General features: G+C 50.0%; 11 protein-coding genes. 1 reads left to right on the top strand and 10 read right to left on the bottom strand.

The window, feature by feature from the left end:
• Positions 1-167: 167 nt before the first annotated feature.
• The gene (locus ABF463_RS12235) at positions 168-1,238 is read right to left on the bottom strand and encodes a branched-chain amino acid aminotransferase (protein ID WP_415533922.1); all 1,071 of its coding nucleotides are present in this window, start codon (positions 1,236-1,238) and stop codon (positions 168-170) included.
• A gap of 374 nt (positions 1,239-1,612) precedes the next feature.
• On the opposite strand from ABF463_RS12235, the gene ABF463_RS12230 reads away from it, so the two are divergent.
• Complete coding sequence (locus ABF463_RS12230) at positions 1,613-2,725, top strand: phosphodiester glycosidase family protein (protein ID WP_415533920.1); 1,113 nt, start codon at positions 1,613-1,615, stop codon at positions 2,723-2,725.
• Between the two features lie 149 nt (positions 2,726-2,874).
• Here ABF463_RS12230 and eutC read toward each other — a convergent pair whose 3' ends face one another.
• The 9 genes from eutC to ABF463_RS12185 all read right to left on the bottom strand — a co-directional run bounded on the left by eutC (position 2,875) and on the right by ABF463_RS12185 (position 11,334).
• Positions 2,875-3,591 carry an ethanolamine ammonia-lyase subunit EutC gene (eutC, locus tag ABF463_RS12225; protein WP_415533924.1) on the bottom strand — a complete coding sequence of 239 codons (717 nt, stop codon included), beginning with the start codon at positions 3,589-3,591 and terminating at the stop codon, positions 2,875-2,877.
• A gap of 55 nt (positions 3,592-3,646) precedes the next feature.
• Positions 3,647-5,008 (bottom strand): ethanolamine ammonia-lyase subunit EutB, encoded by a 1,362-nt coding sequence (locus ABF463_RS12220; RefSeq protein WP_415533919.1) that lies wholly within the window; start codon positions 5,006-5,008, stop codon positions 3,647-3,649.
• A gap of 40 nt (positions 5,009-5,048) precedes the next feature.
• Entirely contained in the window at positions 5,049-5,777 is a 729-nt protein-coding gene (locus tag ABF463_RS12215; protein WP_415533918.1) for an HAD family hydrolase, read from the bottom strand.
• Between the two features lie 121 nt (positions 5,778-5,898).
• Positions 5,899-6,582, bottom strand: a complete 684-nt coding sequence (locus ABF463_RS12210) for an MgtC/SapB family protein (RefSeq protein WP_415533917.1) — start codon at positions 6,580-6,582, stop codon at positions 5,899-5,901.
• A gap of 69 nt (positions 6,583-6,651) precedes the next feature.
• Positions 6,652-7,644, bottom strand: coding sequence for an ABC transporter ATP-binding protein (locus tag ABF463_RS12205; protein ID WP_415533916.1), 993 nt, complete (start codon positions 7,642-7,644; stop codon positions 6,652-6,654).
• Positions 7,641-8,441, bottom strand: coding sequence for an ABC transporter permease (locus ABF463_RS12200; RefSeq protein WP_415533915.1), 801 nt, complete (start codon positions 8,439-8,441; stop codon positions 7,641-7,643). The genes ABF463_RS12205 and ABF463_RS12200 overlap by 4 nt, the downstream gene beginning before the upstream one ends.
• Before the next feature lie 110 nt (positions 8,442-8,551).
• The gene (locus tag ABF463_RS12195) at positions 8,552-9,418 is read right to left on the bottom strand and encodes an ABC transporter permease (protein WP_415533914.1); all 867 of its coding nucleotides are present in this window, start codon (positions 9,416-9,418) and stop codon (positions 8,552-8,554) included.
• On the bottom strand, positions 9,394-10,488 hold the full coding sequence (locus ABF463_RS12190; RefSeq protein WP_415533913.1) for an extracellular solute-binding protein: 1,095 nt from the start codon (positions 10,486-10,488) through the stop codon (positions 9,394-9,396). Before ABF463_RS12190 ends, ABF463_RS12195 begins: the two co-directional genes overlap by 25 nt.
• A gap of 39 nt (positions 10,489-10,527) precedes the next feature.
• The gene (locus ABF463_RS12185) at positions 10,528-11,334 is read right to left on the bottom strand and encodes an alkaline phosphatase family protein (RefSeq protein WP_415533912.1); all 807 of its coding nucleotides are present in this window, start codon (positions 11,332-11,334) and stop codon (positions 10,528-10,530) included.
• Between the last annotated feature and the right edge of the window lie 321 nt (positions 11,335-11,655).

Below are 11,655 nucleotides of genomic sequence, written 5' to 3'. Positions count from 1 at the left end.
AATCATAACAAAATCGAAACAGTTTGATTTCTTTTATAAAACAGTGTACAGAAAAATCCCACGTCTTTTTCGGACGCGGGATTTTCAATCACTTTTATTCTCACAAACGTGCAAATTATTTAAAATAGCAGACATTCCGCACGCAAACCGCAATAATAAGCAGCTTTTTATTTCACTTCATAGGTCCAATGCAGCGGATCATCTCGTTTACCCCATTGGATACCGGTCAGCGTATCATAAAGACGGTGAGAAATCGGTCCGATTTCCCCGTTGTTGATAACCATATGCTTTTCGCCCCATTTGAGTTCGCCAATTGGGGAAATGACCGCAGCCGTTCCTGTTCCAAACGCCTCGTCCAACTGTCCTTCGTCCGCCGCCTTCGCTATTTCGTCGATGGTGATGCGCCGCTCCTCCACCGGGATGTTCCAGTGCCGCAGCATTTCCAACGTTGATTTGCGTGTGATGCCGGAAAGGATGCTGCCTTGGAGCGCGGGCGTGACTACCGTACCGTTGATCTTGAAGAAGACGTTCATCGTACCAACTTCTTCGATGTACTTCCGCTCCACACCGTCAAGCCACAGTACCTGCGTGTATGCCTGTTCCTCCGCTTCATGCTGCGCCTTGAGTGAAGCTGCATAATTTCCGCCCGTTTTAACGTATCCCATGCCGCCTTTCACTGCGCGGACATATTGGGTTTCCACATAAATCTTGACGGGGTTCAGCCCTTCGGGATAGTACGCTCCAACCGGACAGACAATGATGACAAAATAGTAATGATGCGACGGGCGTACGCCAAGGTGTGCATCGGTAGCAATGATGAATGGGCGGATATACAGGGAAGTACCTTCCAGAGACGGTATCCAGTCTTTTTCCACTTCAATGAGTTTGGACAGCGCTTCGATCATAAATTCCGGGTCGATGGGCGGAATACAGAGCCGCTCATTGGAAACGTTCATCCGCTTGAAATTTTCTTCGGGGCGGAAAAGCAAAATGCGCCCGTCCTGTGCCTTATAGGCCTTCAGTCCCTCAAAGACCTCCTGCCCATAATGCAATACCATAGCCGCCGGATCAATCGGCAACGGGCCATATGGAACGACGCGGGCATCATGCCAGCCCTGCCCGTCATCATAATCCATAATAAACATGTGATCGGTAAAAATATCACCGAAAGGCAGATGATGCTCATCTGCCGGTTTTGCCTTTGGTGTCTTCGTAAGTTCTACGCTGATCTCTGCCATCCAAACTCATACCCTTTCATTATGTAAAAAATAAACAAACCATCAAAAAAGCGTGGCTTCCTTATGGAAGCCATCTCCATTTTCCACACGACGCCGTGGAACACGCAAAGTCCGTACACCGTGAGCGGTATATCTCGCTTCCGCTCTGATGACGAATCATCGGTAATCCCGTCGATACCGATAGAATCAAATTTCTTCTATTATAACAGTCCCGCACAGAGAATACAAGTATCCACACAGGGCGGTCAGGCTATGCCTTGCTTTTTCCCATACGCAACGGTATAATAAAAACATTGTGTGCAACATCGTTCCCGCCCTCTGCCTTTTCCCGCTTGCGGTCGAGAAGTGCAGCGTCGTTTATGGAGACTGGCTATATGGATGATTCAATTGACGCTAAGCGCCGGGAGATCGTGCGCAGAGTCAAGCAAAAGAAAAAACGCCCCAAACACACGGCTCTATATTTCTTTCTTTCTTTTTTCGCTACACTTTTTGGCATCTTCTGCATCGGACTGTTCATCATGTATGGACCATTTGATTATGTACGTAATCTTTGGGTAACCACAGCCATGGGCACCGGACAGCATCAATGGCTGGCGACCATGTTATTCGACCAGAAAGACATCAACGCCATTCTTAATAGCAACAAGGTTGTGGAACCATCCTCCAACACCAACCCGAACGCCATTAAAGTGACGGGCAAAGTCAAAGACAATGCCACCACTCTGCCAACTGAATACAACAGTGAGCACATTATAGACGGCGTCGGGTTTATCAAAATCCGTTCGGACGGCGGATTGGGACATGTTTACAAGGGCTGGGTGGTCAAAATCTACGATCCATCCCGCGTATATATGGCGCTTTCCAATAAATTTGGGGACAGCGGCGAACGAATCTCACATATGGTGCAACGCACCGGCGCATATGTGGGCATCAACGCCGGTGGTTTTGAAGACCCGGGCGGAGAGGGAAACGGCGGCACACCCAACGCCCTGCTTATCTCCAATTTTAAAATTGAGCATCCCCTGCAAAGCAACACCAGCATCCATTCCATCATCGGGCTGGATTCCCAAAACCGGCTGACCTTGCAAAAACTCAGCACCAGCCAGGCAACGCAGAGCAGAGGACTGAAAGGCTTAAAAACAGCTGTGGAATGGTCGCCGTTCCTGATCATGGATGGGCAGCTTTCCTCCATGACCGCCTATTCGGGCGGCGCCCCACAGCCTCGCACCGCCATTGGACAAACCCAGTCCGGTGTGTTGATTTTCCTCATCATCGACGGACGCCGCCCCGGCGTAAGCGATGGCGCCACGTTCCGAGACCTACAACAGCTCATGGTCAAATATGGCGCATATGAGGCAACCACGCTTGACGGCGGTTCTTCCTCTGTTTTAGTGTATAACGACGGTTCCACCAGTCAGGTTCTCAACAATCCATCCAGTGCAGACGGCGAGCGTTATTTGCCCAATGCATTTTTGATCACCAAATAAGGCCACAAGCAAAAGGGATGCTGCAAAACGTTTGTTTTGCAGCATCCCTTTTTGATTTCAAAACCATGTATACAAACATTCCGCAGATGCTCGTTGCCGAGCATCATTTGATACGAAATATATGTCACCGCGTTCGCTTTATCCGTCATTCAACCACGCAAAGCGACGCCGCTCTTTTTCTCTCGCATTAAGGTCCCGACTAAATCGACAATCTGCGCGCCAGCCTCCACAGGCGGCGTTCCGTTGCGATGAATGTTGGAAATGACCGTGCGTTGCGATTCCGGTTTTGCACTGCTTGATTCATATGCCATATAGCAGCCCATACTGCTGCCTACAGCGAGACCGGGACGTTCTCCCACCAGTAGGACGGTCACACGGGCATGTAATACCTCGCTGATGGGGTCCATGGTCGCAACCCGGCCATATCGTACAAAAACAGGTGTGCCCATCCGATACTGCTGTGCTTCCAATCCGTCCCGCAGCACAGCATACACGTCGCGCAGATTCTCTTGAATGGCAAAGGCGCTTAGCCCATCCGCAACCACGACTTGCACATCCGGCTGAAAGACACAGTCTTTGACCAGTGCATCCAACGTCTCTTTGGAAAACTGCCTGCCCAAATCCGGACGCGTCACATATTCTTCCTTGTTTCGGACAAGCGTCTGCATTTTATAAAAGCCAAGCGCGTCGATTATTGTTTCATCTACTTCAGTCCAGACGGCATCCATTGCCACCGAATGATCCGCACGAAGGCGCAGATAGGTGGCGGTCCGCATACGATCCCCAGATCGCCCCACGCAGATGCGCGCAATCGTCTCGTTGAGAAGCGCCCTGCAAGCGGTCGCATCTTTGGGATTCTGCACCATCACCCGTCTACCGTCTGCAAGCACATTTCCATTTTTTGAGGAATCCTGCATGATACTACCTCCCTCCATCTGCAAAAACAGAAGGATCGCCCGCGCGTTCGGCCAAATCACCGTCTTTAAGGATACCCAGTTCCTCCATCCGCCGCTCAAACGCGCGAATCGGATGTTTGCCGGTCACGGCGCGCGCGGCCGCGATATCGTGAAAACCGGTGGATTGATACATCAGCATGATGTCATCCGAGCAGGGAACGCCGATAAAATAGTTGCAGCCCGCGTTTGCCAGCAGCAGCAACAGATTATCTATGTCATTTTGGTCGGCTTTCATATGGTTGGTATAGCAGGCATCGCACCCCATGGGCAGGCCCATCAATTTCCCCATAAAATGGTCTTCCAGACCCGCCCGAATCACCTGTTTGGCATCATACAGATATTCCGGCCCGATGAAACCGACCACGGTGTTGACAAGAAACGGATGATATCGTCTGGCCAGACCATAGCAGCGTGCTTCCATCGTAACCTGATCAGCCCCAAAATGTCCGTTGGATGAAAGCTCGGAACCTTGCCCTGTTTCAAAATACATGCAATCTTTGGAACCATACCGTTCCCTCATCTGCGCATATCCCTCATCCAGCAATTGGATATCAATACCAAACGCGCGGTTGGAGCACTCCGATCCGGCAATACTCTGGAACATCAAATCCATAGGCGCGCCTTTACGCATCGCTTCCATTTGTGTAGTGATATGCGACAGCACGCAGTTCTGCGTCGGGATCCGCCATTTCTGGGTAAAATCGTAGAAGGCGTCCAAAATCCTACAAACATTGTCCACACTGTCACCGACTGGATTCAGACCGATGAGTGCGTCCCCCACCCCATAGCTTAGACCTTCCTTTAAGCTGGCCATAATCCCCGCCACTGAATCGGTCGTGTGGTTTGGCTGCAACCGACTGGCAAGAATACCGCACCCACCGATAGTGGTGTTGCAGGTCGCACGCACTTCCAGTTTCTGCGCGGCATAGACCAGATCGAGATTGCCCATCAACTTGGTAACAGCAGCAGCCATCTCGGCGGTTAGTCCGCCTCGTATTTGCTCGCTCCATGCCGCATCCGACATTAGCAGCGTATCACGGAACTCCGCGACCGTCATGCCGCAAATCCGCGCATAGGCTGTTTTGTCCAATCCATCGTCAATAACGCGTGTTACTTCGTCCTGCTCGTACGGAACAACCGGATTCTCCCGCAAATCCGCCAACGTCAGCTCGGAAAGCACTACTTTCGCAGCGACCCGCTCCTGCGTGGTCTCAGCTGCGATTCCCGCCAGTTTATCTCCCGATTTCTCTTCATTTGCTTTAGCCAGTACTTCCTTGATGCTGCCAAAAGTAAACGAATGACCAAACAGGCTGGTTGTTAAACACATCGTGTGCATCCTCTCTCAATTGAGATTTCAAGTCGCGGGGTCAGGAAAAAAGCGGAATCAATTCTTCAACGGTTTCAATAACATACTGAGCGTCCTTCGCCGACGGCTGGTTCTCATCCCGTTCAGGCACGATGGCCACAAGCAACCCTGCCCCTCCGTTCAGACCCATTTGCATGTCCACCACGGAATCGCCGACCACTGCGACTTCCCGGCTGTCCAATCCACAAGTCGCACAAAAGCTCTCCAGCAAGTCCGGGCTGGGTTTGGGTCGTGTTCGTCCGTCGTCCGTTCCGATGAATTGAAAGTCCTCACCGATACCCAGTTGATTGAGGCAGATCATTGTCGTGTTATATAAGTCGGCCGTAGCCAAGCCGATAGCGATCCGACGGCTTTTTAAGAAGTCAAACAACTTTCTCACATTACCGAGAGGGCGAATCAGATGTGCATTTTTTTGAATGGCGCGTTCCACCGCATCTGTAACCTGCTGTTTCAGTGCGGTCATTGCCTGCTTGTCTTTGCCGCACGCACACAGAGCCTCTTCTACTGCGTCTGTCACATCGCCTACCGTACCGCTTGCCAGCGGGCTGTTTGCAAGCAGTTTGGGACCGTCAAGTCCGATAGCCCGCAGGATAGACTTGCGTTCGTCCGGTGTTAAACAATAGATTTCCGTCACATAATCCGCCACATCGCTTCCCACCGGCCCCCAAAGCAGATCGTTATCCAAAATGGTTCCGTCTTTATCAAACAAGATTCCTTTTATATCGTTCATGTCTACTCCAATTTATTGATAAAAGCAACCGCACAAACCAAAAAAGATGTATGGTTTACAACAAGTCTCGTATGCCGTGCCGTGGTTCAAAACCAAAGTCCATCGCTCTCTCCTCCGTCTTTCATTCGACATCCAGCGAGAAAACATAGGGCTGCTGGTGTAAATACTGGACCAGTGTACCCACTTCATAATTTTTCGGCAGCCTGACAGATAACTCCATCTCAACCTCATCATGACAGTCTTCCAGATACGTCTCCCGGTAGTTGAGCGTCAGGATTCCTTGTTGCCGTAAAAGTTCCATCACTGTCAAGCGGCTTGATTTCTCATCCTTGACGCGGAGTGTCAATTGTCGAATTTTGGGGGAAGCCAGCATGGGGAACGGCTTGTGCAACAGCATCTGCGCAAGCACCACAATGACCGCCCCCGCAAAACCGACTTCGTACATACCCGCGCCGATAGCCATGCCAATTCCAGCGGTGGTCCAAAGACCGGCGGCCGTGGTTAAGCCGATGACGGTTTTTCTCTGTACAAAAATAACACCCGCGCCTAAGAAACCGATACCGCTAACGATCTGAGCAGCGACTCGCGTCGGGTCGATACCCATACTGTGCGTCCCGACCAAGTCAAAGAATCCGTATTTGGACACTACCATCATCAAAGCAGCGCCCATTGCCACAATGAAGTGCGTACGGATACCGGCTTCTTTCATCCGGTTTTTCCGTTCATATCCAATCAAAGCGCCGCACAATCCAGCCGCGAGCACCCGCAAAATCAAATTAAGATGTAATGTATAAAAAAGCCCCACAGTACCCTCCATCTATCTCTTTATATCCGGTGCGATGGTGTGTATCAGGGCATTGCGACCCAGCGTGTATCACGCCATCTGCTTCAAATAAATTCTTTTTTCAGGCGGCAGACTCAGATACACCGTGTCCCCTGTCTGATAGGTAAGATTTTCTGTATTCAAAATATCCACCAGCAAAGTGGTTTGTCCGACCTGCACATCCAGACGGCTGTAATTGCCAAGAAAAAACACGGTCTGAACAATGCCCTTCAACGTGCCTGCCTGCGGTGCATCCAGCAATTTGATATGCTCCGGACGAATCAGGATTTCTTCCGAACCATTTTCGCCAAACAACAACGGCGGCAGGAAATTATAGGTCCCCAAGAAACTGGCAACGAATCGCGTACGCGGATGTTTGTAGATTTCCTGCGGCGTACCTGACTGCACCACCTCTCCCGCCTCCATTACAAAGATACGGTCGGAGATGGAAAGTGCTTCTTCCTGATCGTGCGTAACAAAGATGGTTGTTATTTTCATTTTCTTTTGAATTTCGCGGATGAGGCGACGCAGGCTCAGACGAATTTTCGCATCCAGCGCGGATAACGGCTCGTCCAACAGCAACACATTCGGTTCCATTACCAGTGAACGCGCAAGCGCGACACGTTGCTGCTGCCCGCCGGAAAGTTCATCTGGATATGCTTTCAGCTTTTCTTTTAGGCCCACCAGTCCCAGCATCTCTTCCGCTTTTGCCGAGATCTCGGCGGCAGGCTTCTTTTTTAAGCGCAAACCAAATGACACGTTCTCCAGCACTGTCATATTGGGAAACAGGGAATATTGCTGGAACACCATTCCCAAATTCCGCTTATTGGCGGGCACACCCTCCAGATTCCGCCCGTCAATAAAAACATCGCCGCTGTTTTTGGTTTCCAGGCCTGCAATGATGCGCAGCAAGGTGCTTTTACCACAGCCGGAGGAACCAAGCAGTGTGACAAACTCTCCCTTTTTGATTTCCAGGCTCACGCCCTTCAGTGCGTGCACGTCTTGAAAGCTCTTTTGCACGTTTTGAATGGATAAATAACTCATGATTCAGCCCTCGCTCTCCGGTGCTTCCGATGTGTCAGCAGAAAAGTCACAAATGAGATAACAAAGATTGTCAGCAGATAAACTGTGACGACCGCGCTCGCCAGATGTCCATCCTTGGTCAACTGGTTATACAGGTACATCTGCACAGTCTTATATGCATTGCCAGCCAATAGGTTGACCAAGACAAAGTCTCCAAACAGAATAGAGATATCCAGCAGCATCGCGGAAACAATCCCGCTCATCACGTTCGGCAGAATCACACGCACAAATGCACCGGATTCGTCACAGCCAAGCATCATGGCCGCCTCCACGAGACTTTTGGTATTCACACTACGAAAGCTGTTGCGTACTGTCTGATAACTGAACGGCAGGCACAGTACAAAATAGGCGCCCAGCAAAATCCAAACTGTCCCCGTGATATCCACCGGCAAAGAAGAATACAATGCGATCAAGCCAATCGACAACACCACGCCCGGCATAATAAACGGAAGCATGGACAAAATCTCAAACAGACGAATCAGTTTGCGGTACCGCAGTACGCCAAGATATACGCAGGGAACAACCAACAGAACCGATACGAACCCGGCAGCTACGGAGATCAACACACTGCGCAGCAAGGATGCAACAAAGCCGCTGTCCTGAAAGATACGAACGTAATATTGAAAGGTATAGCTTTCCGGCAGAACGCTCTTGTCCCATTTCCCCGCGACCGAAAACAAAACCGTGGCCAAAACCGGCACAAACAGATACGCAAACAAAAGAATCAAAAAAATGCGTTTGCCAACGCCTTTCTTCATTGGTGGTTCCCTTCTTTCTCAATCCAGTAAAACTTCGATGTCTACGACATCGAAAGGCGGCTGCACCGATTCGGCACAGCCGCCTCCCACGGATGGTTAGCAGGCAGCCTCTAAACCATGCGTCGGTTAAGACGGCTTTTCGCAAAAACCATCACCATCAAAATGCCGCCCAATACGGTCGAAAGCGCACTGGCAAGGTATGGGTTGGGATTAACATCGCCCGAAACAAGATTGGCAATTGCAATGGCGATAATACCTTTGTTCCCGCTGACTAACGCATAAGCGGTCGCATAAGCACCCAACGCATTGGCAAACAGGATACAGATGCCACCGAGCAGCGCCGGCAACAGCGTGGGAATACCGATCTTCATCCAGAACAGGAACCCGCTCGCACCCAGCATACTGGCTGCTTCCCGCAAGCTGTCTTTAATGCTCGCCGCTGCGGGGTACATCAACATGATGGCAAGCGGAATCTGAAAATACACATAGACCAATGTGATGCCAAACCATGAAAACAAGCTGAATCCTTGTGCATACACATTAATGCCCATCACATTTTTTAAAAACAAGGTGACAACACCATTGGAACCAAGCAGCACGATAAACGCGAACGCCAGCGGGATGCCGGTATAATTCGTCGTCATGTTGAGGATGGTAATGATCCGACCGGTCGCGTGTTCATTCATTCCCCGAATGCACAGTGCGGCACATGTCCCAATCACAATCCCCAGAAGCGAGGAAACTACAGAAAGAACCACGCTGTTGACGATTGCCTGCGTATAATACCGCCCGGTAAATACCTGAACATAGTTCTCCAACGTGAACCCTGTGTCGGACTGGAACCCTGACAGCAGGATGTAGATAGCTGGTACAATTTCAAACGCCAGCACCAGCACCAGCATCACAACCACGGCAATCCAGAGAGGCCCTTTGGGTTTGACGGCAGCAGTCTTTACGACAGTACTTCGTTTCTCCATAGATCCGGAATCTCCCCACTTGTTTTTGTCCATGTATCATAGTTTTTGATCAGTTTAGCCGACTTGTAGTCGCTGTCAGGCAGCAATTTGCTCTTGACATCTGCCGGCATATCGACATTGGTACGGATGGGACGGGCATAACCTTCGGCAATCTGCGTCTGGCCCTGGTCGCTGAACAGATAATCTTGGAATGCTTTTGCAGCCTGCGGATGCGGCGCATAGGCGTTGATGACCGAAACATATGCACTCGTCACAGTCCCGTCACTCGGCACGACGACATCGTAGGCACTGTCGTCGCCGATTTCATGACGATAGTTCAACGCGTTGAAATCCCACAAAACACAGATAGGGACTTCACCCTTCTGGATATTGGACACAGAATCATCAACGTCTTTGATATTGCCGGCTTTATACATCTTTTTGAAGTAGTCAAGTCCCGGTTTAATATTTGCTTCATTGCCGCCGTAAGCCATCGCTGCCGCCAGCAAAGCACTCTGCGACTGTGCGTGTTTCTGCATGTCGCCAATCACGACCATGCCTTTGTACTCGGATTTAAGCAGGTCCGCCCAACTCTGCGGGACATCTTTCACCAAGCTCTTATTGACCAGGAACACAATAGAGCCGGTATACTCCGCCGTCCAGTACCCGTCTTTGTCTTTTGCCCAAGACGGAACATCATTCCAATATTTATTCTTATAAGGCTGCACGACTTTGCTCTTGCGCGCACCTGCCGCAAACCCGATGCCGATATCGCCGATATCCGCTACCGGATTGTTCTTTTCCGCTTTGAACTTGGCCAATTCCTCGGCGGAAGACATATCGGTATCCTGATGGGTGATGCCATACTGACTGGTAAAGCTGGCAAAAATACCTTTCCAGTTGATCCATGTATCCGGCATACCGTAGGACACCAGTTGGCCTTCTTTTTTCACATCTGCGGCGGTTGGCCGGACGGTCGTGTCCGTGCTCGCGGTGCTGCCACCGTTTTTCTGACATCCGGATAGTGCGACCATGCTGAGAACGGCAGCGGCAGACAACAGCAACGCCACTGTTTTTTGGGTTTTGAACATTTTTTCATTCCTCCTGCAGCAATTTTCTAATTAAATGCCTTAATCAAGGCGAATAGGGGGCTTTTTCATAGTAGGCGCGGGTAGAATATCCAACAGAGTGCAAATCGTCGGCGCAAGGCACAACTGAGAAACCGGTGCGGCTTCTTGCGGAATGCCACAGTGGATAAAATAGGCAAACACATCCCGCATCATCGATTGGTCGCCGCCGTGGTTCCCCAGTGCGCTCATGCCATGATCAGAGGTCACAATCACACCATACCCCTGCGAAACCAAAAGCGGCACGGCATTGGCGAGAATCGTGTCCATCTCCACACATTTTTTCTCATATTCACGCGACTGGCTGCCATAGGCATGTCCAACATAGTCGATGCCCATGGGATGAAAGAGCATGAAATCAGGAACATAACGACTGCACAGCGCTGCACCGTCCAAAAATAAATGTGAATCGGGATAGGTGTCGTCAAAATAAAAAATGCCATGCTGGATATTTTGCTGTTCATCGTGCGTAATCCGGTCTTCAAACGGGTTAAACGGCGAGCGATTATATAACTCGCTGATCCAGTGATACGCGGCAGCTCCTGTTTTCAGTCCAGCATCGTGCGCCAGAGAAAAAACACTGGGTACCGGAGAAGGCACCGACATGTTGTTTGCGGTGATGTGATGCACCGATGAGGGTGTACCGGTCAAGATGCTTTCATAACATGGGCGCGAGAGGCTCGGCAAATCGCCCGTGACTTCCAGATAACCCGCTTCCCCGCTTTCTACCAGACTTCGTAAAAACCCGAACGTGTGGACTGCGCTTTCTCGTGTAAGCGCATCAAGAAGAATCAAAGCGATTTTTTTCATTTCGCTCCCCTTTTTCGGATAATACAGTTCTTGCAAAGCAAATACCCCAGACAGTCGTTTCGCAGCAATCAGCATGTACTGTATAAAGCCCAACAATGACGGTCATTCCAATCGCACCTTATACATGCTATTAAAACATCAACAACATCCTGTTCTTGTAAAATCCGCGTCACCTTTTTGTAAAAATAGAATTGACTCTGTCTAAAACATATTTAGTCAATAAAAAAGGCGCTTGGAAAAGAGATTTCTCTTTTCCAAGCGCCTTTGCTTGTTTTTATTATAGCAAAAAGTCCACAAAAATCAAGTATAAATCCACAAAAT

It is taken from the genome of Ethanoligenens sp., from assembly GCF_047718355.1.
Taxonomy (GTDB): Bacteria; Bacillota; Clostridia; order Oscillospirales; family Ethanoligenentaceae; genus Ethanoligenens.
The sequence above is the reverse complement of the archived record's forward strand: the minus strand, read 5'-3'. Positions and strand labels throughout refer to the sequence as shown.

Coding starts and splice junctions, on each gene's coding strand:
- ABF463_RS12235 (WP_415533922.1), bottom strand. CDS start 1,238: ATGGCAGAGATCAGCGTAGAACTTACGAAGACACCAAAGGCAAAACCG.
- ABF463_RS12230 (WP_415533920.1), top strand. CDS start 1,613: ATGGATGATTCAATTGACGCTAAGCGCCGGGAGATCGTGCGCAGAGTC.
- eutC (WP_415533924.1), bottom strand. CDS start 3,591: ATGGTGCAGAATCCCAAAGATGCGACCGCTTGCAGGGCGCTTCTCAAC.
- ABF463_RS12220 (WP_415533919.1), bottom strand. CDS start 5,008: ATGTGTTTAACAACCAGCCTGTTTGGTCATTCGTTTACTTTTGGCAGC.
- ABF463_RS12215 (WP_415533918.1), bottom strand. CDS start 5,777: ATGAACGATATAAAAGGAATCTTGTTTGATAAAGACGGAACCATTTTG.
- ABF463_RS12205 (WP_415533916.1), bottom strand. CDS start 7,644: ATGAGTTATTTATCCATTCAAAACGTGCAAAAGAGCTTTCAAGACGTG.
- ABF463_RS12200 (WP_415533915.1), bottom strand. CDS start 8,441: ATGAAGAAAGGCGTTGGCAAACGCATTTTTTTGATTCTTTTGTTTGCG.
- ABF463_RS12195 (WP_415533914.1), bottom strand. CDS start 9,418: ATGGAGAAACGAAGTACTGTCGTAAAGACTGCTGCCGTCAAACCCAAA.
- ABF463_RS12190 (WP_415533913.1), bottom strand. CDS start 10,488: ATGTTCAAAACCCAAAAAACAGTGGCGTTGCTGTTGTCTGCCGCTGCC.
- ABF463_RS12185 (WP_415533912.1), bottom strand. CDS start 11,334: ATGAAAAAAATCGCTTTGATTCTTCTTGATGCGCTTACACGAGAAAGC.